Below are 26,995 nucleotides of genomic sequence, written 5' to 3'. Positions count from 1 at the left end.
GGGGTCTGACCCACTGCGTCGCTTGTCGCCGGCTGGTCCTTTTGCGAATAATGCCGCCGAGCGATCCGATGGAGGGAGGGGGCCGCGATGGAGCAGGACTGGATGGGTCAATTGACCGCGCTGGTCGAGCCCGGGCGCCTGCCGGTGCTGGCGCGCTCGCGCGAGCGGCTCAGGGGGCTGCTCGCTGGCCCCGAGACCTCGCGTCAGCGCATGGCTGCGGTGCTGCTCGATGATCCGGCGCTGGCGCTGCAGGCACTGCATCGTGCCAACGCCGTGCCGCATCGCCATTTCCGCACCGAGATCGCCACCCTCGAGGATGCGGTGCACATGCTCGGCGAGCGCGGTCTTGCGCGCCTCCTCGAAGAGGTCGTCGAGGCCGAGCGCGAGCTCGAGGGGAACCGGCTGCGCGCCTATCGCTATGCCCTGGCGCGCGGCGCGCTGGCCGGTGCGCTGGCCGCCGACTGGGCGGCCTGTGGGCGTGACATGTTCCCGGCCGAGGTGGCCGCGGCCGCGCTCCTGCACACCCTTGGCGAGTTCGTCCTGCTCGCGGTGGGCGATCGGCGGATCGGACGCTATCTGCAGCTCGTCTATCTCCATCATGTCTTGCCGCACGAGGCCGATTATGTCGCGCTCAGCGACAGTCTGGGAACCCTGGGCTACCGGCTGGCCTGCCGTTGGGCGTTACCCGAGATGGTGCGTGAATCGATGCGTCCGCACAATGCCGCGCACAGCCGTCCGCTGGGGGCGATGCTCGCCAATCAGATGGCGCGCGATGCCTGCTCGGGATGGCGCCATCCGTTGCTCGGGCGAGACCTGTGGCTGGCGAGCGAGCTGCTCGAGCTCTCTCCCGATGTCCTGACTCGACGGGTCAACCGGGTGTTGGCGCTGACGCGCGAGCGTCTTCCGGTGCTCGCCGAGACGGCGTTGATGCCCTTGCCGACGCCGGCGCGTGCGCCTGCGGTCTGGGATCTGCGGGCGCCTTATCAGGCGCCTTTCTGTCTGGCACCGCGCGCCGACGAGCTGGCTCGGTGCCGGCATCGGCTCGAGTGCGGGGGTGGGGAGGAGGCGCTGCTGACGACCCTGCTCTACGGGCTGCATCGCGGGCTCGGACTCAATCGCGTGGCCTTCTTCGCCTGCGCGCCCGACGACCGGACCCTGACCCCGCGGTTGTTCGTCGGTTCGGAGTTCGAGCCCGAGTTCAATCAGGGTGGTTGGCGGCATCGGGCGCGGACCTTGCTCGAGGGGTTGCTCGATGCTCCGGGCGTGGTGCGGGTCGGGTGCGGCGGTACGGTCACGCTACCCGATGAGCTGGCCGAGCGTCTCGGGGTCGATGCCTTCCTGGCGATGCCGTTGTGGCGCGGCGGTGTCGTGCTCGGTCTGATCTATGCCGATCGACGCTGTGTCTGCTGCCATCTCGATGCCGGGATCGAGGCGCGGTTTGCGGCGCTGGTCATGCGAGCCTCGGAGATCCTGTCTCGCTCCTCGGGCGAGCTCAGTTGAGTTCGTCGGGTTCGCGAGCATCCCAGGTCGCTTTGATCTCGAGGATGCGCTCGAGCGATGCGTTGAACAGGGTGATCAGCTCCGGTTCGAAGTGATGTCCCGCCTCGGTGTTGAGGGTCTCGACCACGCGCTCGACCGGCCAGGGATCCTTGTAGGGGCGGCGCATGCTCAGGGCATCGAAGACATCGGCGACGGCGACGATGCGCGCCGACTGGGGGATCTCGGTTCCGGCGAGTCCTTCGGGATAGCCGCTGCCGTCCCAGCGCTCGTGGTGATAGAGCGCGATCTCGGCGGCGAGCTTGAAGACTCGCGCCTCGCTGCGCGCGAGGATGTCGTGCCCGATCCGCGCATGGGTCTTCATTACCGTCCACTCGGCGGCATCGAGCTTGGCCGGTTTCTGCAGGATGGCGTCGGGGATGCCCATCTTGCCGGTGTCGTGCATCGGCGCGGCGAGCTTCATCAGCGCGACCGACTCCTCCGACCAGCCGACGGCCTCGGCGAGCAGCGCCGAGTAGTCGGCCATGCGCCAGATATGGACGCCGGTATCGTTGTCGCGAAAGTGTCCGGCGCGCGCCAGCATGTCGATGGCGTCGCGCTGGCTGCGTTCGAGGTCGGTGGCGCGCACCAGTGAGAGGTGGGTACGCACCCGTGCCCTGAGTACCAGCGGCGAGATCGGTTTGGTGATGAAGTCGACCCCGCCGGCCTCGAAGGCCTCGTTCTCGTCGATCTCGTCGGAGCGCGAGGTGATGAACAGCACCGGGATCTGGTCGCCGCCGGGGCTGGCCTTGAGCCGGCGGCAGACCTCGTAGCCATCCATGTCCGGCATCTGCACGTCGAGCAGCAGCATCACCGGCGCGTGTTTGGCGACCGCCGCCAGCGCCTCCTGGCCATTGCGGGCGAATACCAGGTTGTAGTCCTCGCCGAGGATCTGCTCGATCAGTGCGAGATTGCTCGGCTCGTCATCGACGACCAGAAGCTTGCCGTGTTGCATTGCGGGTCACCCATCTAGCGTCGTATCCAGTGTCTCGATCAGGCGTCGAGTCGCCGTCTCCGCGGCGCGGAAATCGAAGGCCTCGAGTCGCTCGCGAATCGGGGCGAGCAGCTCGGGGGCGATGCGAGGTTCGAGGCTGTCGAGCAGCGGGCGAACCCTCGCCGGGTCGTCCTGATCGAGCGCTTCGAGCAGTTGCTGTACCAGGGCATCCGTCCCGGCCTCCGTGCTTGGCGATCGTTTTTGCGCCGCCGCGGCCGGCGGCGGGTGTTGCTCGATGTACTCGGCGATCGCGTGCAGGCTGGCTGTCATGGTGCGCGTCAGCTGGTCGATCGCCGATCTCGTCTGCTCGGCCATGCCTGAGTGCGCGGCCGTCTCCAGCTCCGTGGCCGCCTGCTGCAGCGACTTCAGCCCGAGGTTGCCGGCCGCTCCCTTGAGCTTGTGGGTGAGCGTCGCGATGGTGTTGCGATCGCCCGACTCCTCGAGCCGGTGGAGCTTGCTCCCGGTATTGGCGTACTCGTCGCCGAAACGGCGCAGGTTGGTCGTATAGACGGTCGCGTTGCGCCAGCGCGTCATCGCCTCGGCGCTGTCGAGCAGGGGCAGGCTGCCCTCTGTGTCATGGTGTGAGGGCGCCGGCGACTCGATTCCCTTGCCGTTCGTCGGCGTGTGACCGAGATGGCTGCGGATGGTCGCGATCATCTGGTCGACATCGAAGGGCTTGGGCAGGAAGTCATCCATCCCTGCGGCGAGCGCGGCCTCGCGCTGAGGCTGGAAGGCGCCGGCGGTCAGGGCGATCACCGGCAGTTGCGCGAGACCGAGCCGTTGGCGGATCTCGTGGGTTGCCATGTAGCCGTCCATCACCGGCATCTGGATATCCATCAGCACCAGATCGACACCCTGCGGGTGCTGCTCGACCCAGTCGACCGCCTCGCGCCCGTTGGCGGCCTCGTGGACCTCGGCGCCCTCGCCCTCGAGGATGGTGCGGGCGACCTCGCGATTGATCTCGCTGTCGTCGACCACCAGCAATCGAACCTCTTCAAGACGTGGCTCTTGGTGTCCGGGGGGCTGCGCCGCCGAGCCGGCGTGTCGCGTCGTCGGCTGTTCGATCTGCTGCATGGCGTTGTAGAGCGCCGAAGGGGTGACCGGCTTGTGGATGAGCGCGTCGATCTCTGTGGCGAGTTCGTGTTCGCGGCCATAGGCGGTGGCCATGATCACGCGGGGCATCTGTTCGGAGGGGAGCGTGTCGCGCGCGATCCTGACCGTCTCGATGCCGTCCATCCCCGGCATCCGCCAGTCGATCAGCAACAGGTCGAAGGGGGACGGTCCGGGTTGGCGATCGAACAGCAGCGCCAGCGCCTCCTCGCCCGAGCTGGCTGTCATCGAGTCCCAGCCGAGGGTCCTGGCGCAGGCCTTCAGGGTTGCGCGCGCGGCCTCGTTGTCGTCGACCACCAGCACATTGCAGCGCGGCAGCGGGGGACGCTGCGACATGGTGGGTGCCGCGGCGTAGGGCAGAGTGAACCAGAACTCACTGCCTTGACCGACCTGGCTGGTCGCGCCGAGCGTCCCGCCCATCGCCTCGACCAGGCGCCGGCAGATGGCAAGTCCCAACCCGCTGCCGCCGAAGCGCCGGGTGGTCGAGGTGTCGGCCTGGGTGAAGGCCTGGAAGATTGCCTGCAGCTTGTCCGGGGCGATGCCGATCCCGGTGTCCTTGACGCTGAAGTGCAGCCTGAGCTGATCGGGTTCGGAGTCGTCGCAGAGGACCCGCACCAGCACCTGGCCCTGCTCGGTGAACTTGAGCGCGTTGGAGACCAGGTTGGTGAGCACCTGCTGGAGTCGCAGGGCGTCGCCGTAGAGGGTGTCGACCCCCTTGGGCGGGACGCCGACGATCAGCTCGACCTGATGGTTGCCGCTCTCCGGGGCCATGATGGTGGCGATGTTCTCGAGGACCTCGCCGAGACTGAACGGCACATGCTCGACCTCGAGTCGCCCGGCCTCGATCTTGGAGAAGTCGAGGATGTCGTTGACCAGCGCGAGCAGGGCGCGGCTGGCGCTGTGGATCTTGACCACCAGTCGCCGTTGCTCATCGTCGAGCGCGGTCTGGTCGAGCAGATAGGTCAGGCCGAGCACGGCGTTGATCGGGGTGCGGATCTCATGGCTCATGTTGGCGAGAAATCCGCTCTTGGCCTCGGTGGCCGTCTCGGCCTGGCGCACCGCCTCGCGCAGCCGCTCGTTGAGGGCGAGCAGCTCGTGGGTGCGCTGGCCGACCTTGAGTTCGAGCTGACGGTTGGCGTCGATCAGTGCCTGCTCGGCCTTGTACTTGTCGGTCACGTCGCGGTTGGTGCCGACCATCTGCAGTGGCTGCCCTTGCTGGTCACGCTCGATCAGCGCCGCCGAGTGGATGTGACGGATCTCGCCGCTGGTGTGCTGGATGCGGAAGCTGAGCTCGTCGACCTGTTTGCCGAGCAACTGCAGTCGCAATCGCTCCTCGACATGGGGGCGGTCGAGTGGGTGGATCCGTGACAGCCAGGCGGTATAGTCGAGTGCCGGCCTGCCGTCGCGACCGTGCTCGAGTCCGTAGATGGCGTACATCCGCTGGTCCCAGGTCAACTGGTTGTCGTCGAGTTGCCACTCCCAGATGCCGATGCCCGCGGCATCGAGCGCCAGGCGCATGCGCGAGAGTGTGGTGCGCAGCTGGGCCTCCAGACGATGGTAGTCGCTGAGGTCGCGAACGATATAGGACAGCCCGATGATCCCGCCGTCGCCGTTGCGGACCGGTGAGATGGTCGCGGCCAGCTCGATGAGACGCCCGTCGCGATGGCGATGCTGGATGCCGAATCGACGCAGGGTCTGGCCGCTGCGGACCTGGGCAAGTCCCGCCTTCCAGGCCTCGACATTCCCCTTGGTATCGAGTACCGGCGGTGGCTGGCCGATCATCTCATCGGCACGGTAGCCGAACAGCCGCTCCGCCGCCGGGTTCCAGCTGACGACCCGATTGTCGAGTCCCTGGCCGATGATGGCGTCGTCGGTCGACTCGATGATGGCGGCGAGTCGGCCGCGTGACTCGGCCGTCTGCAATCGCTTGCGGGTATTGTCGAGATAGATCCACAGCAGCCCCGAGATCAGAGTCGAGAACAGCGCGATCAGCCCGGCGACATGCTGGGGATCGCGCAGGTTGAGGTTGGCGAGGAAGGCTGGCAGTACCTTGATCTCGATCTGCCAGCGTCGTCCGTAGAGCGCGATGGTGTGACGGGCGACGAGGTCGTCGATGATCGGCGTGTCGCTGCCGGGCGAGCTGTAGAAGCGTTCGGGTCGTTCGTTGTCGTCGAGGTCGGTGAGCGTCAGGCTGAACTCGTCGCCGCGGAAGTCGAAGTCCGCCAGGACCTCGTCGATCACCAGTGCCGTATAGGCCCAGCCGACCACGGTCGTCTTGTCGTCCCTGGCCGCTGCCGGCTCGGAGAGCGCCAGCAACAACAGGAAGGAGCGTAGAGGCTTGCCGCTGGCCTGCAGCAGGGTGATCGGCGCGGTCAGGGTCGGCTGACCGCTGTGCATGGCGTTGATGGCTGCCTGGCGTCGATTGGACTCCGAGGCGATGTCGAGACCGATGGCCTCGCGATTGTGCTCGAGCGGCTCGATGATCTGGATCACGAAGCGCTCGCCATCGTGTTTCTGGAGCTGGTGGACAGTGAAGTCGGGACGTCCATCGTGACGAATGCGCCTGATGAAGGCGTCGACCTGGTCAGGAGCGACCCGGCTGATATAGCCATAACCCCGTGATCCGGGAAACTCGCGTCGGTGCTCGCGTGAGGCCATGTAGCGGCGGAAGTCGGCGAGTCGGACCTGGTCGCCGCCGGCGCTGATGATCGCGCCGCGGGCACCGCGCAGGCCGTATTCGTAGATCTGCATGCGATCCCTGAGCTGGTCGACGACCCGCTCGACCAGGAAGGCGAAGCGCTCGCGCTTGGTGGTCTCGTTCTCGTTGGCCAGCTGGGCGTGGACCACGACGGCGAGGACCAGCCCGGCCGCGAGCAGCAGCAGCGGGAGGTACAGCGGGACCGTGGCAGCGAGCCGGCGGAGTCTGGAGGTCGCCATCACGCTCAGTCGGGCAGGCGTCGGTCAGGATCCCGGCAGCAGAGTGCCGGCCATCGGTGGGGTGCCGGTCTTGGCGCGGAAGCGGCGTGATCGGTGAGCGTGGCTGCTCGGGTCGACATCATCGATTCCTCCACGAGGGCGCTTCCTGGGGGCTTCGTCCAGGTCCTTGTCGTTGCTGCTGGCGAGTGCGGTCTCGGCGCCTGTCACCGGTGTCGGCGACTGCTGCTGACGGGTGGACTCGGGCGCGCCCCCGCGGTGAGGCGCGGGTCAGTCCCGGGGTGGCGATCGTGCGTCCAGACCGCCGTTGGATGGTGGCGACGCTTGGGGTGGGTTCAAGCGCCGCTGGCCGGATCGTCGAGGTTGGCGGGAAACACCCGATGGGTGGCGCCCCATCTGCTGGGGCGCATCGTGGCTGCGAAGGGCTTCAACCGGCGTCGCGGTTGTGCCGATCGCGGAAGGCCAGGGCATCGGCGAGGGCCGCGATCACGGGCAGCTGCGCGCCGTGGCGCTCTGCCTCGCGCAGCGGACGGCGATACATGTATTCGAGCTCCAGCGGACGCTTGTCGAGATAATCCAGCCGCATGCTCGGGGCATAGGGCCGCATCTGCTCGGTGAAGCGTATCAGCCGCTCGGGGAAGTCCGGTGCGAAGGGATGGCCGCAGGCCTCGGCGCCGCGCGCGACCTCGGCCATCAGCCGCTGGGCGAGGCGGCGCGCGTCGGGGTCGGCGATGATCCGGTCGGTATCGGCGTCGAGCAGCACCGAGAGACCGTTGAAGGGGATGTTCCAGGCGAGCTTGCGCCAGCGTGCCTGGTGCAGGTCGGGCAGGGACTCGACCTCGACCCCGGCGCCCGAGAAGGCCTGCATCAGCGGCTCGATGCAGGCGCGGTCGGCCTCGTCGAAGGGGGCGAAGCTCACGGTGCCGTAGTCGAGATGGACGATGTGTCCGGGTCCGACCTTGTTCGAGCACAGATAGCACATCCCCGCGATCACCCGCGCCTCGGGGAAGGCGGCGGCCAGCTCGTCCTCCATGGTCAGGCCGTTTTGCAGGTTGAGGATGATGGTGCCGGGACGGACCAGGGGGCGCAGCAGTGTCGGCAGGCGGTGGTTCTGGATGGTCTTGAGCGCGACGCAGACCACGTCGCTCGGCGGGATGGCGTCACTGTCGCGATAGACCTCGACCGGGTCGAGATGGAGGTCGCCGAGGGGCGAGTCGACGCGCAGCCCGTCGCGGGCGATGGTCGCCGCGTCGCTGCGGGCGATGAAGCGCACGGTCGCGCCGGCTGCCTGCAGCCGTGCCCCGTAGAAGCCGCCGAGCGCGCCGGTGCCGAGGATGGTGAAGCTGAGATCGGTTGATGCTGTCATGTCTTGCTGGTGATGCGTCCGGGGACGCACTGGAGGTTGGATTGCAACATCTCAGTATACGCCCTCGACGATGCCTCGCCCGCGAGGCGGCCCGTCGTGCTGGGCGAGCGAGTGAAACGCGACCCGGATCGCGTCGCTCCGCCCCTGTCTGGGTTACCCTGAACCCAGGACGAAAGCGATGGTGTCTGGCTCCGCTGAGTCGCCGGTGGCGATGTCGGCGCGAGACCATCCCAATCCGGTGTATGCGACAGGCGACGGACTCTCCTCGTACGCGCATCGATCAAGCAGTGGAGTCCGATCGTGACCTATTTCTACCAATCCTTCGGTCTGGTCCCCGCCTGGGCCTTCGCCTCCGGGTGGATGCTCGGCATGTGCTCGCCTGCGGCCTATCGCTGGGTGCCGAGCGCGCTGGGGCTGGGCCATGTCGAGTCGGCGCAGGTGAGCGCCGCAGCGCTCCCGGAGGCCGTCGCGCCATCCCGACCGGTCGGCGCGCACACGAGTCGCCCCCGGCCTGCGAGCCGGGTCGACGAGGTGCTGTCCGAGGCCTGCTGAGCGCGACCTGGCCGCCCTATGGGCATCTCCCATGCCGAGCGCGCCTGGCCATCAAGGTCGGGCGCTGAGCTGTCCGCGCACCGGGGTCAGCAGACCTTGATCTCCAGTTGCTCGCCGGAGTCGGGGTCGGCCAGGTGCACGGCGCAGGCGATGCAGGGGTCGAACGAGTGGATGGTGCGCAGGATCTCCACCGGTTGTCTGGGGTCGACCAGCTGGTGGTTGTGCTCCAGTGCCGCCTCGTAGGCACCGGGCTGCTCCGCGGCGTCGCGGGGGCCGGCGTTCCAGGTCGAGGGCACCACCGCCTGATAGTTCTCGATCCGACCGTCGCGGATCACGATCCAGTGACCGAGCGCGCCGCGCGGGGCCTCCATGTAACCGGCGCCGCGCGCCTCGCGCGGCCAGGTCTCGGGGTCCCAGGTGCGGGCGTCGAAGGTGCGGGTGTCGCCGGCGCGGATGTTGTCGATCAGGCCGCGATACCAGTCGTCCATGGCGTCGACCAGGATGCGGGTCTCGAGCGCGCGTGCGGCGGTGCGCCCGAGCGTCGAGTAGAGCGCGGTGATCGGCAGATCGAGCTGGCGCAGCGCCTGACCGACCAGTTCGCGGGTCTGTTCGTGACCGCGGGCGTAGAGGAGCAGCACCCGTGCCAGCGGGCCGACCTCGACCGCGTGGCCCTTCCAGCGCGGCGACTTCATCCACGAATAGCCATCGGCGACGTCGAGCTGGGTATAGGGCGGTCGCACCCCGCCGCGCCCGTCGTAGTCGAGCCGGGTCTCGCCGGCATAGGGGTGCAAGCCTTGATCCTTGCCTCCGGGATAGTCGTACCAGGCGTGGGCGACGAACTCCTGGATCTGCTCGGGGTCGTCGAGATCGATCTCGTGGATGGTGTCGAGGTCGCGCCCGAGGATCACCCCGCGCGGGAACAAAAAGCCCTCCGGGCTCAGCGTCTCGCCGCTGGGCAGGTCGCCGTAGCAGAGGAAGTTGCCGAGCCCCTCGCCGCGCTCGGCCCAGTCCTTGTAGAAGCCGGCGATGGCCAGGGTGTCGGGGAGATAGACCTGCTCGACGAAGGTGCGCATGCGCGCGATGATCGCGGCCACCTCGGCCAGTCGGCTGGCGTCGAGCGCCGAGTCGGAATCGAGGTCGATGGGGCAGGGTACGCCGCCGACGACGAAGTTCGGATGCGGATTCTTGCCGCCGAAGATGGCGTGCAGCCGGGCCGCGTCGCGCTGCCAGGCGAGCGCCTCGAGATAGTGCGCCACCGCCATCAGGTTGGCCTCCGGCGGCAGCCGGTAGGCCGGGTGCCCCCAGTAGCCGTTGGCGAAGATGCCAAGCTGGCCGGACTCGACGAAGCCGCGCAGCCGCTTGCGCACCTCGCTGAAGTAACCCGGCGAGGACTTCGGCCAGGCGCTGATCGTCTGGGCCAGGGTCGAGGTTGCCGCCGGATCGGCCTCGAGCGCCGAGACCACGTCCACCCAGTCGAGCGCGTGGAGGTGGTAGAAATGCATCACGTGGTCGTGGATGTATTGCGCGCCGATCATCAGGTTGCGGATGCGCTGGGCGTTGAGCGGCGGGGTGATGCCGAGCGCGTCCTCGACCGCGCGCACCGAGGCGATGCCGTGGACCAGGGTGCAGACGCCGCAGATGCGCTGGGCGAAGGCCCAGGCCTCGCGCGGGTCGCGACCGCGCAGGATGGTCTCGATGCCGCGCACCGAGGTGCCCGAGCTGTAGGCGCGGGCGATGCGGTCACCGGACAGCTCGGCCTCGATGCGCAGGTGCCCCTCGATGCGGGTGACGGGGTCGACGACGACACGTTGACTCATGGAACTGGCTCTCCTGCTGCTGGCCGGGTCTCCCGGCCTGGCTCATGCGGGTTGGCTCAGGCCGGCTGGCCGGACTCGGTGCCCGCTTCGGGCTCGACGGCCGGTCGCTCGACCAGATGCTCGGCGATCATCTCGGTCAGCCCGACCACCGGGATGTCCATGTTGAACTCCTCGAGCCCCTCCTCGAGCTGGGTGCGGCAGGTGGCGCACATGGTCACCATGCGCTCGGGCTCGACCGCCTCGATCTGCGCCTTCTTGCGCTTGAAGGCGGCGAGCTTCAGCGGCTCGGCGCGCTCGTTGGAGCTGACCCCGCCGCCAGCCCCGCAACACCACTGGAAGCGCCCGTGCTCGTCGAGGTCGACGAAGTTCTCCGCCACCAGGCCCATCAGCGCGCGCTGCTCGCCGATCACCCCGCTCTTGCGCGCGAGGTTGCAGGGATCGTGCATCGACAGCCGGTCTGCCTCCTTGCCCTCGGTGTGCAGTCGTCCGTCGCGGCGCAGCTCGTCGAGCACCTCGATGATGTGGAAGACGCGGAAGGGATAGGGGCGCCCGATCAGGTTCGGGCCTTCCCAGCGGATCGCGGTGAAGGCGTGACCGCACTCGGGGCTGATCACCCGGCTCACTCCGAGCGCCGAGGCTGCGGCCACCACCCGCTCGACGAGCTCGGCGGCGATGTCCTTGCTGCCGATCTGGATGCCGGCGTTGGTGGCCTCGAAGCACTGGGTGGAGAGCGTCCAGCGCACCCCGGCGTGATCGAAGATGCGGGTGATCGCCTCGAGGTACTCGGGGAAGTTGATGATCTCCATCGACGAGAGCATCACCAGGTATTCGGCCCCGGCGCGATCGACCGGCACCGTCAGCCCGGTGCTGCGCTCGACGTGCTGGATCTGTACCGCCAGCGTCTTCCACTGCAGTCCCATCGGGCTGCCGGTCTGGATCGCGCGCACCGAGGCGGCGACCAGCCCTTCCGGGGCGTGGCCGGACTGCACCATGCCCTCACGGGTCTTGCGGATCATGTAGGCGAGGTCGTTGCCCACCGGACAGACCATGGAGCAGCGTCCGCACATGGTGCAGCTGTCGTAGAGCAACGGCTCCCACTCGGCGAGCATGGCGTCGCTGACCTCCTGTCCCAGACCCAGCCAGCGCTTGATCCGTCCCCACAGGGTGAATTCGGCCTCCCACACCCGTCGTAGCGGCTCGAGCTTGAGGATCGGGGTGTAGCGCGGGTCGCCGGTCTCCAGATAGAAGGGGCAGGACTGGGCGCACAGCCCGCAGCGCACGCAGCTCGAGAAGAAGGCCGCCACCGGGGCGTCGATCTCGGCGCGCAGCGCGGCCAGTCCACGTTCGAGAGAGAGTTCGCTCATGACCGCACCCCCTTGCGGCCGAAGGCCGCGCCGTTGTACCAGCGCGCGAAGACGGTGGTGAAGATATGGGTGAGCTTGGTGAAGGGCAGACAGATCAGCAGCAGCTCGGCGCTGAGGATGTGCATGCCGAGCGCCAGCGGATAGGGCTCGACCAGGCGGTGATAGGCGAGATAGCCGGTCAGCACCACGGCGAAGGTCAGTGCCCACACCAGATAGTCCTGGGGGATGCTGATCCGGCGCTTGACCGGGTGGAGCAGACGATGGAGCAGCGCCGCGACCAGCCCGGCCAGGGTGATGGCGGTGAGCAGGTCGATCACCGGGTTGGGCAGGGCCGGCCAGGAGACGCCGAAGACCCCGGCGATCAGCTCCACATGCGGCACGGAGAGCAGCAGCACAATGATGAAGCCGAGGTGCCAGACCCAGCCGACCAGCACGTCGAAGGGTGCGCGCCTGAAGGTGCCGGGGTCGGGGATGGTGCGGGTGAAGACGGTGCGCAGCCCCGGCAGCCACTCACCGGCGCGCGCCTCGGCATGGTTGGTGGCGCGCCCGAGCAGCAGGATCTCGAACAGCCGCGCCAGCATCCCCACGGCGAAGATGCCGAGTGCGATCTGGAACATCGGCCCCTTGGTCCACAGCAGGAATTCCATCGCGCCGTTCATAGCTTCTTCTCCAGCTCTTCGACGGTGACCGGTTCGCGGTGCTGCTGCTCGTCGCGGGTGAGGTGCCTGGCGGCCAGCGCCGTGCCGGCGCCGAGCGCGGCCCCGGCGGCGCCGGCGCCGAGCAGTGCTGAGGCGTTCACCCGTGGTGGTACCGAGACGGCCCGGTAGAAGCCGCCGGCGTCCCAGAAGGCCGGCTCCGAGCAACCGAGACAGGGGTGCCCGGCCTCGATCGGCCAGCTGGTGCCGCCGTTCCAGCGCTGGGTGGCGCAGGCGTTGTAGGTGGTCGGACCCTTGCAGCCGAGCCGGTAGAGACACCAGCCCTGGCGCGCGCCCTCGTCGTCGAAGGACTCGGCGAACAGGCCCCGGTCGTAGAAGGGACGGCGATAGCAGCGGTCGTGGATCGACTCGCCGAAGAAGGCCAGCGGCCGCCGGTAGGCGTCGAGCTCGGGCAGTCGACCGAAGGTCAGGTAATGCGCCAGCACCCCGGTGATCGCCATCGGGATCGGCGGACAGCCGGAGATGTTGACGATCGGCTTGTCGTGCACCAGCTCCATCACCGCGCGCGCGCCGGTGGGGTTGGGGGCGGCGCGCGGCAGTCCGCCGAAGGCGGCGCAGGTGCCCACCGCGATCACCGCCGCGGCATGCTCCACGGTCTCCATCAGGATCGCGTGATTGCTGTGACCGGCGACGGTGGAATAGCCGGGGTTGGCCTCCGGACCGGGGATGGAGCCGTCGACCACCACCAGATAGGCCCCGGCATTGTCGCGCATCGCCTGCAGCCGTGCGGCCTCGGCCGCCTCGCCCGAGGCCGCCTGCAGGGTGTGGTGGTAGTCGAGCGAGATCGCCTCGAAGATCAGCCCCTCGAGGGTCGGGGCGTGGCTGCGGGTGAGCGACTCGGTGCAGCCGGTGCACTCCTGGAAGGAGAGCCAGATCACCGAGGGGCGGCGCGCCGCCTCCAGCGCCTCGGCGATCCTCGGGATCAGGCTCGGCGGCAGCGCCATCAGCGAGGCGGTGGCAGCGCAGAACTTGAGAAAACCACGCCGCGAGACCCCTTGGGCACGCAGCTGCTCGGCGAGTGTCTGGGAGGCGGCCATGATCCCTCCTCGTGGCGTCAGGACGGTGGAGACGGGTCGCCCGCGCCGGCCAGCCCGGCGTCGAGGCGCTGCAGACCGGCGCTGAGCGTGGCCCGATCGGTGCGCAGGATCTGCGGTACGGTGGCGATCTCGAGATGCAGCGCGAGCCGCTGGTCGTCGGCGTCGCGGTAGTCGACGACCCACACCCCGGCGATGGCCGACTCGTGGACCCGGGTCGGTCCCATGGCCTCGATCCGCGCCTCGACCTCGCCGCGACCGATGAAGGCCAGCAGCTGGTCGATCAGCGTGGCGTCGAGCGGCAGGGCATGGAGATCGATGCGGTGTTCGCCGCCATCGGCGACGAGCCGGGCGAGCGCGTGGCGCACCTCATGGAGCAGCGGGACCAGTGGTCCGGGCAGGGGGGGGAGAGCGTCCGTGTCCGTGTCCCCGGCGGGGGCGATGGATTCCAGTGTGGGCATGTCGCTCACCTCGGACTGACCTTGGGAGGGAGTTTAGGCGCTTTGTCTGCGTTTCGAGTTGACTTGGCGCAGCTATTTAAGAAGGTTAGCAAGCTCCAATATAGTGAGTGTCTCGCGGGGTTATTCATCGTCCCAACGTCTGAGCAGGGCGTGAACCGCGGCGATGGCGCCGGGCAGCGCGGCCTCGACCGAGAGGCTCAGGTGTTCGCCCCAGTCGATCCGCTCGGGCTCGATGGCCACCAGCGCGCGCGGCTGCGGCAGGCTGTCGGTGAGCCGGGTGATGTCGAGCAGGTCGGCGAGCCCGACCTCGTGCACGCTGCTGGCGTGGGCGCGCAGATGCGCATCCATCGCCGCGTCCTCGAACACCAGGATGGTGCCGGGGGGCTCGCCCAGGGTGGCGACATCGACCACGATCAGCCGCGCGAAGGCGGCGATGTCGGTGGCCAGGGTGAATCCCAGGGTGCCGCCGTCGAGACAGCGGAAGGGCGCGCCCGGGCCGGACTCGACCTCGAGCCGGCGGACCAGGCGCGGGCCGAGGCCCTCGTCGCTGAGCAGCAGGTTGCCGATGCCGAGGATCAGGGTATCGGGTTCGCGGGGTGGCGGTGATGGGGGCTGATGCATGGTCTGGGTCCATCCTGGTTGGATGCGGGCGCGCCGTGCTGGAGAGACGGCCTCGGGCCGTCGGGAGAGAACAGATGTGTTTCGGGATACCGATGCGGATCCGCGCGATCGACGGTCTGGTCGCCCACTGCGAGGCCGGGGGCGTGGAGCGACAGGCCAGCCTGTTGATGCTGGCGCACGAGCCGCTCGTCGTCGGTGACTACGTGGTGGTCCACCTGGGGCACGCGATCGAACGGGTCGATCCCGAGGCCGCCGCCGAGGCCTGGCGTCTCTACGACGAGATGCTGGCGGCGGGACGGGAGTAGCGGGCCGCTCAGCCCTGGACCTCGCGGGCGAGCGCGTATTGCGCCTCGACCTCGGCGGACTCCGACTGCGTATCGTCCTCCATCATCGCGCAGTTGATCGCCATGCGTGCCTGCACCGCCGCCTTCCAGGCGGGGTTGCGGGCATCGCGACGTACGTCCTCGGGGGCGAGCGCGGCGCTGGCGGCGGCGGCGACGAAGTGCTCGGCCTGGGCCATCCAGTCGGTGTCCTTGCCACAGTCGGTATAGGTGCGGGTGGCGTGCGCCTTGGCGATGCGGAAGGCCTCGGCGAGCGCCTCCGGGGGGCTGGCCGGATCGACCCCGGTGGCGATCGCCTGATGGACGCGCGCATCGCTGCACAGCGCGCCGACACGCTCGGCGAAGCGGCAACCGAGGACGCGTCGCGCGCGATGCGTGAGCGCGTCGAGCGCGGCGCGAAGGTCCTGGTCGGTCTCGATACGGATGGCCATGATCGGCTCCTCGAGTTGGCGGGTGAAGGACCGGCTGAGATCGCGTCAAGAATATCAGTAAATGATCATATTGCCAGCCGCCAGCCGCCAGCCGCCAGCCGCCAGCCGCAGTCTGCCCTCGATCGCTGGGCGTAGGGACGGGGCGGCAAGCGCGCGCCGTCGTTGCGGATACAGGCCCACTGGAGGCTGGCGGCTGATAGCTGGCGACTTTATGCGAGGATAGGGACAGTGGCCGGGTGTGCCCCGGTCGCGGGTGTCTTCCTCCCCGTCTGGAATCGAGTCTATGAACAGAACCGTCTTCTTCGTCTCCGAGAGCACCGGCATCACCGCCGAGACCCTTGGCCACAGCCTGCTGTCGCAGTTCGACACCGTCGACTTCGAGCAGGTCTACATGCCCTACATCAACACCGAGATGCGCGCCAAGGCGCTCACCCAGCGGATGCAGGAGGCGGCCGAGCGCGACGGGGTGCGACCGATCGTCTTCGCCACCATGCTCAACGACGAGATCCGCGACATCCTCAAGACCGGCAACTGCTTCTACATGGAGCTGTTCGAGGGCTTCGTCGAGCCGCTCTCGGCCGAACTCGGGGTCTCGCCGAGTCGCGAGTCCGGGCGCAGCCACGCCATCACCCGACCGAACTTCTACACCAAGCGGATCGAGGCGATCAATTTCGCCATGGCCAACGACGACGGCGTGCGCCCCGACAACCTGAGCCGCGCCGACGTGGTGCTGCTCGGCGTCTCGCGCTCGGGCAAGACCCCGATCTGTCTCTATCTGGCGATGCACTACGGGTTGCGTGCGGCCAACTACCCGATCACCGAGGAGGACTTCGAGCACGGCGACGTGCCCAAGCAGGTGTGGGACTGTCGCGACAAGCTGTTCGCGCTGATCATCGACCCCCAGCGCCTGCAGCTGATCCGCGAGGAGCGTCGCCCCGGCAGTCCCTATGCCTCGCTGTCGAAGTGCCAGCAGGATCTGCGTCAGGCGCAGCAGATCTTCCGCCGTCTCCAGGTGCCGGTAATCAACACCACCAGCCAGTCGATCGAGGAGGTCTCGGCGCAGATCATCAAGAGCTTCAAGGAAAACCAGGAGCGACCGCTGGCGCTACGGGTACGCTGAGCGCGTGGGCGGGCCACGCCCGCCCGATCCCGTTTGGGTGTTGAATAAGCATTTAAAGATATTTTAAATTGCCGATTAACCCCTGATCCGAACAGGGTTTCGACCGCCGCTGTCGAGACGCGCGTGCCGGCTGACCGGCGCGGTTGCGGGCTGCTTTGGCGGTCCTGATAATGACTTGCAGGCACGACCATGCACGTGTCGAGACGAGGACGAGAAGGGACAGACGCGAATGAAGATAGGCATTCCCATGGAGCGCCGTCCCGGCGAGGCCCGCGTGGCCTCGACCCCGGAGGTGGTGCGCAAGCTGGTGGCCAAGGGCCTGGAGGTCTGGGTCGAGGAGGGCGCCGGTGCGCGCGCCGGTTACCCCGATGCGGACTATGCCGAGGCCGGTGCGAGCCTCGGCGCGCGCGAGACGGTCTACGACGCCGACCTGGTGCTCAAGGTGCGCCGCCCCGAGCCCGATGAGGTCGCGCTGATGCGCCGCGGCGCGCGTTATCTCGGCTTTCTGGAGAGTTGCGGCGAGGACGACCTGCTGGCGGCGATGCAGGCGCGCGAGCTGCTGGTCTTCCCGCTCGAGCGGATGCCGCGCACCTCGCGCGCGCAGTCGATGGACGCGCTCTCCTCGCAGAGCAGCATCGCCGGCTATCGCGCCACCCTCGAGGCGGCGAGCCGCTACGGGCGCTTCTTCCCGATGATGATGACCTCGGCCGGCTCGGCCAAGCCGGCGCGGCTGGTGGTGCTCGGCGCCGGGGTCGCGGGGCTGCAGGCGATCGCCACCGCACGGCGGCTCGGCGCCGATGTCCACGCCTATGACGTGCGCCCCGAGACCCACGAACAGATCCGCTCGCTCGGCGCGCGCCCGATCGAGCTCGATCTCGGCGAGAGCGGCGCCGGCGAGGGCGGCTACGCCCGCGAACTCTCCGACGCGGCCAAGGCCCGCCAGCAGGCCGCGCTCGCCGACGAGCTGGCGCGCGCCCAGGTGATCATCACCACCGCGCAGATCCCCTGTCGCCAGGCCCCCATGCTGATCCCGGAGACGGTGGTCGAGCGCATGCGCCCGGGCTCGGTGATCGTCGATCTGGCCGCCGCCAGTGGCGGCAACTGCCCGCTCACCGTCGCCGACAAGGTCGTCGAGCGTCACGGCGTCACCCTGGTCGGGCTGACCAACTACCCGGCACTGCTCGCCGCCGACGCCAGCGCCTTCTACGCGCGCAACCTCGCCAACCTGCTCGAGCTGATGATCGAGACCGGGGCGTCCGGACCCCAGCTCAGGGACCCGGCGGACGACGAGATCACCGCCGCGATGGTGGCGCGCGCCGACTGAGCGCGCGCCCGCCATCCGTCCACCCATTGCCAACGGAGAGACTCATGCCCGAGTTGCTCGATCCAACCATCATCGCGCTCTATGTCTTCATCCTCGCCTGCTTCATCGGCTACTGGGTGGTGTGGGGCGTGACCCCCTCGCTGCACACCCCGCTGGTGGCGCTCACCAACGCCATCTCCGGCATCGTGCTGATCGGCGCGCTGCTGGTCGCCGGTGATCCCGAGGCCGGGCTGCTGACCCAGTTGCTCGGTTTCCTCGCGGTGCTGCTCGCCTCGATCAACGTCTTCGGCGGCTTCCTGGTGACGCACCGCATGCTCTCCATGTTCAAGAAGAAGCGATAGGGACGGCATTTCGATGGAGCTTTCAGTCAATCATCAGGCGCTGGCCTATCTCGCCGCGGCCGTCCTCTTCATCCTCGGGCTCAAGGGGCTGACCCACCCGGCCACCGCGCGACGCGGCAACCTCTACGCCATGCTCGGCATGGTGATCGCCATCGCCGCCACCCTGCTCGGCGCTCAGGTGCAGTCCTACGGCTTCATCATCGCCGGCATCGCCATCGGCGCGGTGATCGGCGCGGTGGTCGCGGTGCGTATCCAGATGACCGCGATGCCGCAGCTGGTCGCGGCGCTGCACAGCTTCGTCGGCATGGCCGCGGTGCTGGTCGGCATCGGCACCTTCCTCGAGCGCAGCGCCAGCGGCGGGCTCGACGCCCTGCTGATGAGCGAGATCTCGGCCGGGGTGGTGATCGGCGCGATCACCTTCACCGGTTCGGTGATCGCCTTCGGCAAGCTCCAGGGGCTGATCGGCGGCGCCCCGGTGCGCTTTGCCGGGCAGCATCTGCTCAATGCCCTGATCGCGCTGGCGACGGTGGCGCTGGCGGTGCACTTCGCGCTCACCGGCAGCCTGCTCTCGCTGCTGCTGATGACCCTGCTCGCGCTGCTGCTCGGTTTCACGCTGATCATCCCCATCGGCGGCGCCGACATGCCGGTGATCATCTCGATGCTCAACAGCTACTCCGGCTGGGCGGCGGCGGCCACCGGCTTCACCCTGCACAACAACCTGCTGATCATCGTCGGTGCGCTGGTCGGCTGCTCCGGCGCCATCCTCTCCTTCATCATGTGCCGGGCGATGAACCGCTCGATCCTCAACGTCGTCTTCGGCGGTTTCGGCAGCAGCGGCGGTGGCGGCGGCGAGAGCGCCGGCGCCCAGGCCGCCGAGCGCGGGGTCAAGTCGGCGGCGGTCGAGGACGCCGTCTACTGGATGGAGGACGCCGCGCGGGTGATCGTGGTGCCCGGCTACGGCATGGCCGTCGCCCAGGCCCAGCACGCGCTCAAGGAGCTGATGCAGCAGCTCGAGGGGCGCGGGGTGGAGGTGCGCTTTGCCATCCACCCGGTCGCCGGGCGGATGCCGGGGCACATGAACGTGCTGCTCGCCGAAGCGGACATCCCCTACGAAAACGTCCAGGAGATGGACGAGATCAACCCCGACTTCCCCGGCACCGACGTGGTGCTGGTGGTCGGCGCCAACGACGTGGTCAACCCCGCCGCACGCGAGGACGCCTCCAGCCCGATCTACGGCATGCCGATCCTCGAGGCCGGTCGCGCGCGCCAGGTCTACTTCCTCAAGCGCTCGATGCGTCCCGGCTACTCCGGCGTCGACAACCTGCTCTTCTACCAGGACAACACCTCGCTGATCTTCGGCGACGCCAAGGACACCATCGAGGCGATCAACGCCGCGCTCAAGGGCGGCGGGCACTGAGACCCCGGCAGGGTCGCCCGGGTCCCGTGCGGGGCTCGGGTGCCCGCTTCGAACAGGTCGGGTCGGCCGAGACTGATCTGGCGCGGCTGGTCGTCTACTCTGGCTCGACTCACTGTTCGATGGCGGGGTTGCTGTCGGGTCGGTTGTGTCTCTCTGCGCCAGTCTTGTCTGCCCCGTGTGATTCGCGCCAACGTCCTCGACTGCATCCGTTAACCCCGAGCGGCTATGCTGTGCGCTCACGGGGCGGGGTGCGTGGCCGGGGAGGGCGCGTATCCTGTTGATCCCGTCCCCTTCGATGTTGCGCGCTTTGGCGCGGCGACTGCAAGACGAGAGCGAAGATGAATCAAGATTACGTCAACAAGACCGTGGTGCTGTTGCTGGCGCTGGGGATCTCGGCGCTGTTCCTGACGATGATCCAGCCCTTTCTGATGGCGCTGTTCCTCGCCGGGCTGTTCAGCGCGCTGGCCAGGCCGCTGTTTCTGAGGTTGCAGACGCGCTTCTCCGGGCGGCGTCATCTGGCCTCGATGACGACCCTGCTGATCATGGCGGTGGTGGTGCTGATCCCGCTCGGGGTGCTGTTCTGGGTGCTGTTGGCGCAGGCGCTCGATGTCAGCCACGCCATCGGCGAGTGGTTCAAGGGCTCGCTGCAGGACCCCGGCGTGCTCGCCGATCATCTGCACCGCCTGCCCTTCTACGATCAGCTGATGGTCTACGAGGACGAGATCCTCGGCCAGCTCGGCAATGCCACCACCGCGCTCAGCAAGCTGCTGGTGGAGTGGGTCTCGGGGGTGACGCTGGGGACGGCGAACTTCGTCTTCATGACCTTCGTGCTGCTCTACAGCATGTACTTCCTGCAGATGGACGGGTCCAAGCTGATCGAGCGCATCCTCTACTACCTGCCGCTCAAGACCAGCGACGAGCGGGTGATGCTGGAGAAGTTCACCTCGGTGACCCGCGCCACGCTCAAGGGCTCGCTGCTGATCGGGTTGTTGCAGGGGACGCTCGCGGGGATCGCCTTCGCCGTCGCCGGCATCGACAACGCGGTGTTCTGGGGCACGGTGATGGCGGTGCTGTCGGTGATCCCCAACGTCGGCGCGGCGCTGGTGTGGGCGCCGGCGGTGGCGATCCTGGTGGTGCAGGGCGATGTGGTGACCGGGGTGACGCTGGGGCTGTTCTGCGGCCTGGTGGTCGGCTCGCTCGACAACCTGCTGCGCCCGGTGCTGGTCGGCAAGGACACCAAGATGCACGAGCTGATGATCTTCTTCGGCACCCTCGGCGGCATCTTCATGTTCGGGCTGGCGGGGATCTTCATCGGCCCGGTGGTGGCCTCGCTGTTCATCTCGGTGTGGGAGATGTACGGGGTCGAGTTCGCCGAGGTGCTGCCCGACGTTGAGGAGGTGCTGGAGGGCATCGACCTGATCGAGGAGCCGCCGACCGCCCCCGAGCCCGCGCCGAGCGAGACAGGCGGCGATCAGGACGACGCCGCAGGGCGCTGAACGGGCATGAAAAAACCCCGGCCGCCGTGGCGGTCCGGGGTTCGTTGCGACCGGCGCCGCGGCGCCGGTGCGGGGTCGACCTCAGAGGGTCTTGGCCTGTTCGGCCAGGTAGAGCCAGGTGTCGATCACGGTGTCGGGGTTGAGCGAGATGCTGCTGATCCCCTGCTTGAGCAGCCAGTCGGCGAAGTCCTTGTGGTCCGACGGGCCCTGGCCGCAGATGCCGACGTACTTGCCCTTGGCGCGGCAGGCGGCGATCGACATGGCGAGCATCTTCTTCACCGCCGGGTCGCGCTCGTCGAAGTAGTCGGCGACCAGACCGGAGTCGCGGTCGAGCCCCAGGGTGAGCTGGGTCATGTCGTTGGAGCCGATCGAGAAGCCGTCGAAGTACTCGAGGAACTCGTCGGCCAGCACCGCGTTGGAGGGCAGCTCGCACATCATGATCAGGCGCAGCCCGTTCTTGCCGCGCTCCAGACCCTGGGCGGCGAGCGCCTCGCTGACCGCCTTGGCCTGACCGAGGGTGCGCACGAACGGGATCATGATCTCGACATTGGTCAGGCCCATGTCGTCACGCACCCGCTTGAGCGCCTCGCACTCCATCTCGAAGCACTCGCGGAAGTGATCGGCGACGTAGCGCCCGGCGCCACGGAAGCCGATCATCGGGTTCTCTTCCTCGGGCTCGTAGCGCGGACCGGCGATGAGGTTGGCGTACTCGTTGGACTTGAAGTCCGACATGCGCACGATCACCGAGTTGGGCGCGAAGGCCGCGGCGAGGGTGGAGATGCCCTCGGCGAGCTTGGCGACGTAGAACTCGCGCGGGCTGTCGTAGGCGGCGATGCGCGGGGCGATCTGGGCGCGCAGCTCCTCGGGCAGCTGGTCGTACTCGAGCAGCGCCTTGGGGTGGATGCCGATCATGTTGTTGATGATGAACTCGAGTCGCGCCAGACCGATACCCGCGTTGGGGGTGGCGGCGAAGGCGAAGGCCCGGTCGGGGTTGCCGACGTTCATCATGATCTTGACCGGGATCTCGGGCATGGCCGAGAGCTCGATGCGCTTGTGCTCGAAGTCGAGCTTGCCGTCGTAGATGAAGCCGGTGTCGCCCTCGGCGCAGCTGACGGTCACCGCCTGGCCGTCCTTGACCACCTCGGTGGCGTTGTTGCAGCCGACCACCGCCGGGACGCCCAGCTCGCGGGCGATGATGGCGGCGTGGCAGGTGCGCCCGCCACGGTTGGTGACGATGGCCGCGGCGCGCTTCATCACCGGCTCCCAGTCGGGGTCGGTCATGTCGGTGATGAGCACATCACCGGGCTCGACACGGTGCATGTCGGCGATGCTGTTGACGATCTTGGCAGCACCCGCGCCGATGCGGTTGCCGATGCTGCGTCCGGTGGTGAGCACCTCGCCCTTCTCTTGCAGGGTGTAGCGCTCGATGACGTTGCCCGAGCGGCTCTGCACCGTCTCGGGACGGGCCTGGACGACGTAGAGACGCCCGTCGATACCGTCCTTCGCCCACTCGATGTCCATCGGGCGGCCGTAGTGGCGCTCGATCAGCAGCGCCTGCTTGGCCAGCGCCTCGACCTCGGCATCGCTGATGCTGAAGCGTTGCTGGTCGGCCTCGGGCACCGGCTCGGTGCGCACCAGCTGGTCGCTGTCGGCGTCGCTGTAGACCATGCGCACGGCCTTGTCGCCGACGCTGCGACGCAGGATCGCCGGGCGACCGGCCTCGAGGGTCGGCTTGTGGACGTAGAACTCGTCGGGGTTGACCGCGCCCTGCACCACCATCTCGCCGAGACCGTAGCTGGCGGTGATGAACACCGCGTCGCGGAAGCCCGACTCGGTGTCGAGGGTGAACATCACGCCGGAGGCGGCGAGGTCACTGCGCACCATACGCTGGATGCCGGCCGAGAGCGCGACGTTGTGGTGCTCGAAGCCCTGGTGGACGCGGTAGGAGATGGCGCGGTCGTTGAACAGGGAGGCGAAGACCTCCTTGATCCGATGCTTGATGCTGTCGAGGCCCTGGACGTTGAGGAAGGTCTCCTGCTGTCCGGCGAAGGAGGCGTCGGGCAGGTCCTCGGCGGTGGCCGAGGAGCGCACCGCCCAGGACACCGCATCGCTGCCGGCCTCTTCGACCAGCTTGGCGTAGGCGGCGTCGATGGCCGACTCCAGCCCCTCGGGGAAGGGCTGCTCCATCACCCAACCGCGGATGCGCGGGCCGACCTCGGCGAGGGCGGCGACATCGTCGACGTCGAGCGCGTCGAGCGCCTCCCGGATGCGCGCATCCAGCCCGTCCTTGGCGAGGAACTCGCGATAGGCCTCGGCTGTGGTGGCAAATCCGCCCGGCACCTGGACACCGACATCGGTCAGGTTCTGGATCATCTCGCCCAGGGAGGCGTTCTTGCCACCGACGATGGGCACGTCATCCATCCCGAGGTCGCTCAGCCAGCGGACGTAGTCGGTCATTGTGTTCTTTCTCCGGTCTTAGAGGTTGCGCCGCCCGGGCGTTGGCCGGGCGGTCGCGGTTCGTTGCGAGGTGAACGATAAAGCGGGCACGACCCACAGATGACGGCAGGTTTGATCGATCAGCCCCAGAAGAATCATAGGAATATAACGTATCGCCCGCATGACCGTCCCGGCGCTCAGTCAATAGTAAGGATTGCCTGGGTCAAACCTTGACCGGCCCGTCCCCCCACGCCGCGGCGCTGTGGACAGGGTGATTCTCCCTTGAACCCTTGCGCCTATTCAGGCAGCCTAGGCAGGCTATACAAACACTCATCGCATGTTGTCGCCCCTGACATCCTGCACGTTCACGAAAGAGGACCAGTTTGATGAATGAGAGCGCGACCCGGCTCGCGAAGGCGAGGGAATCTTTAGAAACGGTCGACATTGGGAAGATACTCGTCTGGGCAGTGGGTATCGCCGTGATCTGCGGCGGTATCTATGTCGCCGTCGCGGAGAAGCGTGCGGAGAACCGGGTTGAGCCCTCTCCGGTTGAGGTGGCCGAGCATCTTGCCCCGATCGGCAGTGTGAAGCTCACCCCCGCGCCCGAGCCGGCCCCGGCGCCTGCCGCCCCGGCTGAAGAGGTCGCGGCGCCGGCCGAGGCTGCAGCGGTTGAAACGACCGCTGCCGCCGAGGAGGCCCCGGCTGCCGAGGCTGCGCCCGAGGTTGCCGAGGAGGCTGCCCCGGCCGAGGAGAGCGCCCCGGCTGAGCCGGCGGTGATCTCGAAGCCGCGTCCGGCCTGGATGGAGCACATGGCTCCGCTCAAGCCGAAGGCCGAGGAGCCTGCTGCTGCTGAGCCTGCCGTCGCCGAGGCCGCCGAGGAGGCGCCTGTCGCCGCCGAGGAGACCGCCGCACCGGCCGAGGCAGAGGCTGCTGCCGAGCCTGCCGTCGTCGAGGCCACCGAGGAGGCGCCTGTCGCCGCCGAGGAGACCGCCGCACCGGCCGAGGCAGAGGCTGCCGAGCCTGCCGTCGTCGAGGCCGCCGAGGAGGCGCCTGTCGCCGCTGAGGAGACCGCTGCACCGGCTGAGGCCGAGGCTGCCGAGCCTGCCGTCGTCGAGGCCGCCGAGGAGGCGCCTGTCGCCGCCGAGGAGACCGCCGCACCGGCTGAGGCCGAGGCTGCCGAGCCTGCCGTCGTCGAGGCCGCCGAGGAGGCGCCTGTCGCCGCTGAGGAGACCGCCGCACCGGCCGAGGCAGAGGCTGCCGAGCCTGCCGTCGTCGAGGCCGCCGAGGAGGCGCCTGTCGCCGCCGAGGAGACCGCTGCACCGGCCGAGGCAGAGGCTGCCGAGCCTGCCGTCGTCGAGGCCACCGAGGAGGCGCCTGTCGCCGCCGCGGAGACCGCCGCACCGGCCGAGGCAGAGGCTGCCGAGCCTGCCGTTGCCGAGACCGCCGAGGAAGCGCCTGTCGCTGCTGAGGAGGCCGCTGCCGAGCCGGTCGCCGAGGAGCCTGCGCCTGCCGCCAAGCCGATCAACAAGCCGATGCCGGCCTGGATGATCCACTTCCAGTCGCGTTGATCCCCGCCGTCGTCGGACCGTCCGTCTGGTCGGTCCGATGGCACTTCGATCAGGCCGTCCCCCCGATGGCCTGATCGCCTCTCGAACAAGACCCTATCGATCCGTCGATACCGACGTGCACGATTCGTCGGGCGTGTTCGCGTGCCCGACAGATGCATGCGCCGGCGACGTCATGCGGTGTTGCTTGTCCTGGGTTGGGGGAGATCGCGCGCCGCGCACCCTGATGGCCGCGACGCGCGTCGGCTCAACGCTTCTTCGGCGGGAGCAGGTCGGTGATCGAGCCGTGCGCCATCTCGGCGGCCAGCCCGATGGTCTCGTTGAGCGTCGGATGGGGGTGGATGGTGAGGGCGATGTCCTCCATGTCGGCGCCCATCTCGAGCGCGAGCACCGCCTCGCCGATCAGCTCACCGGCGTTGGGACCGACGATCCCGGCGCCGAGGATGCGCTTGGTCTCGGGGTCGAACAGCAGCTTGGTCATGCCCTCGGTGCGATGGATGCCGAGCGCACGACCGCTCGCCGCCCAGGGGAAGACCCCCTTCTCGTAGGCGATACCCTCGGCCTTGGCCTTGGTCTCGGTCAGGCCCATCCAGGCGACCTCGGGGTCGGTATAGGCCACCGAGGGGATGGTGAGCGGGTCGAACAGCGCCGGCTGTCCGGCGATCACCTCGGCGGCGACCTTGGCCTCGTGGGTGGCCTTGTGGGCGAGCATCGGGCCGCCGACCACATCGCCGATGGCATGGATGTGCGGCACATTGGTGCGCATGTGCTGATCGACCTTGATGAAGCCGTGCTGGTCGACCTCGACGCCCGCCGCCTCGGCGTCGATCAGCGCGCCATTGGGGCGACGACCGACGGCGACCAGCACCTTGTCGTAGGTCTCCTCGCCGTCGTGCTTGCCCTCGAAGCGGACCTGGATGCCGTCATCGGCGGCGGTCATCGCCGCAACCTTGGTCTCGAGCATCAGCTTGCGATAGCGCTTCTTGGCGACCTTCTCGAAGCTGCGCACGAGATCGGCGTCGCATCCCGGCATCAGCTGCGACTGCAGCTCGACCACGTCGATCTCGGTGCCGAGCGCGGCGTAGACGGTGGCCATCTCCAGTCCGATGATGCCGCCGCCGACGATCAGCATCCGCTCGGGGATGTCGCGGATCTCGAGCGCGTCGGTCGAGTCCATCACCCGCGGGTCGTCGTGCGGGAAGCCGGGGATGGTCATCGGCGAGGAGCCGCAGGCGATGATGCAGTGATCGAAGCGCACGCGCCGCTCGCCCTCGGCGGTGTCGACGACGATGCGGTTGGGGCCGCTGAAGCGGCCCGTGCCCTGGATGACCTCGACGCCGCGCTGCTTGGCCATGCCGGCCAGTCCGCTGGTGAGCTTGGCCACCACCTTGTCCTTGCCGGTGCGCATCTTGTCGAGATCGATCTCGGGAGCGGCGAAGGTCACGCCCATGGCGCCGAGTTCCTTGGCCTCGTTGATGATCGCGGCGGTGTGCAGCAGCGCCTTGGAGGGGATGCAGCCGACGTTGAGACAGACCCCGCCGAGGGTCGCGTGACGCTCGATCAGGGTGACGCGCTTGCCCAGGTCGGCGGCGCGGAAGGCGGCGCTGTAGCCGCCGGGGCCGGCACCCAGCACCACCACCTCGGTGACCTGCTCGGCGGGGTCCGTGGTGGTGTCTGGAGCCGGCTCAGTGCCTGCCGCCAGCGGCGCCAGGGTCAGGATGGTGGCGCCCTGCGAGACCCGGTCACCGACGCCGAGATGGATCTCCTGGACACGTCCGGCGGCGGGGGCGGGGATCTCCATGGTGGCCTTCTCGCTCTCCAGGGTGATCAGCGAGGTCTCCTGCTGCACGCTGTCGCCAGGGGCGACCAGGACCTCGATGACCTCCACATCCTTGAAATCCCCGATGTCCGGGACCGTGACCTTGATGGTGTCGCTCATAGTGTGCTTGCTTCTCGATGGGCCGCGATGGGCGCTCTATGGGTGGTCGGGTTCGGCGCCTCATCCTATACGATCCCGGG

Annotated in this window: 21 protein-coding genes; 9 read left to right on the top strand and 12 right to left on the bottom strand. The window is 68.4% G+C overall.

Translation table 11 applies throughout. From position 1 onward, the window contains the following. Positions 1-102: 102 nt before the first annotated feature. The gene (locus EBL85_RS02410) at positions 103-1,500 is read left to right on the top strand and encodes an HDOD domain-containing protein (RefSeq protein ID WP_190288026.1); all 1,398 of its coding nucleotides are present in this window, start codon (positions 103-105) and stop codon (positions 1,498-1,500) included. On the opposite strand, the gene EBL85_RS02405 is transcribed toward EBL85_RS02410, so the two are convergent. From EBL85_RS02405 to EBL85_RS02395, 3 genes are all read right to left on the bottom strand, one after another. Beyond that, positions 1,493-2,491 carry an HD domain-containing phosphohydrolase gene (locus EBL85_RS02405; RefSeq protein ID WP_123142073.1) on the bottom strand — a complete coding sequence of 333 codons (999 nt, stop codon included), beginning with the start codon at positions 2,489-2,491 and terminating at the stop codon, positions 1,493-1,495. The two genes, EBL85_RS02410 and EBL85_RS02405, sit on opposite strands and share 8 nt — an antisense overlap. A gap of 6 nt (positions 2,492-2,497) precedes the next feature. Beyond that, positions 2,498-6,577, bottom strand: a complete 4,080-nt coding sequence (locus EBL85_RS02400; RefSeq protein ID WP_123142072.1) for a response regulator — start codon at positions 6,575-6,577, stop codon at positions 2,498-2,500. Between the two features lie 424 nt (positions 6,578-7,001). Next, positions 7,002-7,940 carry a putative 2-dehydropantoate 2-reductase gene (locus EBL85_RS02395; RefSeq protein WP_123142071.1) on the bottom strand — a complete coding sequence of 313 codons (939 nt, stop codon included), beginning with the start codon at positions 7,938-7,940 and terminating at the stop codon, positions 7,002-7,004. 300 nt (positions 7,941-8,240) lie between these two features. On the opposite strand from EBL85_RS02395, the gene EBL85_RS02390 reads away from it, so the two are divergent. Continuing rightward, entirely contained in the window at positions 8,241-8,492 is a 252-nt protein-coding gene (locus EBL85_RS02390; RefSeq protein ID WP_123142070.1) for a hypothetical protein, read from the top strand. An 86-nt stretch (positions 8,493-8,578) separates the two neighbouring features. Here EBL85_RS02390 and EBL85_RS02385 read toward each other — a convergent pair whose 3' ends face one another. The 6 genes from EBL85_RS02385 to EBL85_RS02360 all read right to left on the bottom strand — a co-directional run bounded on the left by EBL85_RS02385 (position 8,579) and on the right by EBL85_RS02360 (position 14,505). Next, positions 8,579-10,309: a nickel-dependent hydrogenase large subunit gene (locus EBL85_RS02385; protein WP_123142069.1), complete on the bottom strand. Its 1,731-nt coding sequence runs from the start codon at positions 10,307-10,309 to the stop codon at positions 8,579-8,581. 56 nt (positions 10,310-10,365) lie between these two features. Beyond that, positions 10,366-11,673 carry a (Fe-S)-binding protein gene (locus tag EBL85_RS02380; RefSeq protein WP_123142068.1) on the bottom strand — a complete coding sequence of 436 codons (1,308 nt, stop codon included), beginning with the start codon at positions 11,671-11,673 and terminating at the stop codon, positions 10,366-10,368. Continuing rightward, a complete protein-coding gene (locus EBL85_RS02375) occupies positions 11,670-12,332 on the bottom strand; it encodes a hypothetical protein (protein ID WP_123142067.1) in 663 nt (220 codons plus the stop codon). Before EBL85_RS02375 ends, EBL85_RS02380 begins: the two co-directional genes overlap by 4 nt. Further along, complete coding sequence (locus tag EBL85_RS02370) at positions 12,329-13,426, bottom strand: hydrogenase small subunit (protein ID WP_123142066.1); 1,098 nt, start codon at positions 13,424-13,426, stop codon at positions 12,329-12,331. Before EBL85_RS02370 ends, EBL85_RS02375 begins: the two co-directional genes overlap by 4 nt. 17 nt (positions 13,427-13,443) lie before the next feature. Beyond that, a complete protein-coding gene (locus EBL85_RS02365; RefSeq protein ID WP_123140711.1) occupies positions 13,444-13,884 on the bottom strand; it encodes a hydrogenase expression/formation C-terminal domain-containing protein in 441 nt (146 codons plus the stop codon). 120 nt (positions 13,885-14,004) lie between these two features. After that, positions 14,005-14,505, bottom strand: coding sequence for a hydrogenase maturation protease (locus EBL85_RS02360; protein WP_123142065.1), 501 nt, complete (start codon positions 14,503-14,505; stop codon positions 14,005-14,007). Between the two features lie 74 nt (positions 14,506-14,579). Here EBL85_RS02360 and EBL85_RS02355 point away from each other — a divergent pair, with 74 nt between their 5' ends. After that, positions 14,580-14,810, top strand: a complete 231-nt coding sequence (locus tag EBL85_RS02355) for a HypC/HybG/HupF family hydrogenase formation chaperone (RefSeq protein WP_123140713.1) — start codon at positions 14,580-14,582, stop codon at positions 14,808-14,810. Positions 14,811-14,818: 8 nt separating this feature from the next. Here the strand turns inward: EBL85_RS02355 and EBL85_RS02350 are convergent, their stop codons facing one another. Next, positions 14,819-15,277 (bottom strand): hypothetical protein, encoded by a 459-nt coding sequence (locus EBL85_RS02350; protein WP_123142064.1) that lies wholly within the window; start codon positions 15,275-15,277, stop codon positions 14,819-14,821. Positions 15,278-15,560: 283 nt separating this feature from the next. On the opposite strand from EBL85_RS02350, the gene EBL85_RS02345 reads away from it, so the two are divergent. From EBL85_RS02345 to EBL85_RS02325, 5 genes are all read left to right on the top strand, one after another. Further along, the gene (locus EBL85_RS02345; protein WP_005220989.1) at positions 15,561-16,397 is read left to right on the top strand and encodes a pyruvate, water dikinase regulatory protein; all 837 of its coding nucleotides are present in this window, start codon (positions 15,561-15,563) and stop codon (positions 16,395-16,397) included. Positions 16,398-16,626: 229 nt separating this feature from the next. After that, positions 16,627-17,721, top strand: coding sequence for a Re/Si-specific NAD(P)(+) transhydrogenase subunit alpha (locus EBL85_RS02340; RefSeq protein ID WP_123142063.1), 1,095 nt, complete (start codon positions 16,627-16,629; stop codon positions 17,719-17,721). 44 nt (positions 17,722-17,765) lie between these two features. Further along, positions 17,766-18,062, top strand: coding sequence for a proton-translocating transhydrogenase family protein (locus EBL85_RS02335; RefSeq protein ID WP_005220991.1), 297 nt, complete (start codon positions 17,766-17,768; stop codon positions 18,060-18,062). Between the two features lie 13 nt (positions 18,063-18,075). Next, positions 18,076-19,479, top strand: a complete 1,404-nt coding sequence (locus tag EBL85_RS02330) for an NAD(P)(+) transhydrogenase (Re/Si-specific) subunit beta (protein WP_123140716.1) — start codon at positions 18,076-18,078, stop codon at positions 19,477-19,479. A 338-nt stretch (positions 19,480-19,817) separates the two neighbouring features. Then, positions 19,818-20,975 carry an AI-2E family transporter gene (locus tag EBL85_RS02325; protein WP_123140717.1) on the top strand — a complete coding sequence of 386 codons (1,158 nt, stop codon included), beginning with the start codon at positions 19,818-19,820 and terminating at the stop codon, positions 20,973-20,975. A gap of 81 nt (positions 20,976-21,056) precedes the next feature. Here the strand turns inward: EBL85_RS02325 and ppsA are convergent, their stop codons facing one another. Beyond that, positions 21,057-23,432 carry a phosphoenolpyruvate synthase gene (ppsA, locus tag EBL85_RS02320; RefSeq protein ID WP_123142062.1) on the bottom strand — a complete coding sequence of 792 codons (2,376 nt, stop codon included), beginning with the start codon at positions 23,430-23,432 and terminating at the stop codon, positions 21,057-21,059. A 365-nt stretch (positions 23,433-23,797) separates the two neighbouring features. Here ppsA and EBL85_RS02315 point away from each other — a divergent pair, with 365 nt between their 5' ends. Then, a complete protein-coding gene (locus EBL85_RS02315) occupies positions 23,798-24,979 on the top strand; it encodes a hypothetical protein (protein WP_123142061.1) in 1,182 nt (393 codons plus the stop codon). Positions 24,980-25,223: 244 nt separating this feature from the next. Here EBL85_RS02315 and lpdA read toward each other — a convergent pair whose 3' ends face one another. Further along, positions 25,224-26,915, bottom strand: coding sequence for a dihydrolipoyl dehydrogenase (lpdA, locus tag EBL85_RS02310; protein ID WP_123140720.1), 1,692 nt, complete (start codon positions 26,913-26,915; stop codon positions 25,224-25,226). Between the last annotated feature and the right edge of the window lie 80 nt (positions 26,916-26,995).

Origin of the sequence: Marichromatium sp. AB32 (genome assembly GCF_003718675.1) — a bacterium.
Taxonomy (GTDB): Bacteria; Pseudomonadota; Gammaproteobacteria; order Chromatiales; family Chromatiaceae; genus Marichromatium; species Marichromatium gracile.
The sequence above is the reverse complement of the archived record's forward strand: the minus strand, read 5'-3'. Positions and strand labels throughout refer to the sequence as shown.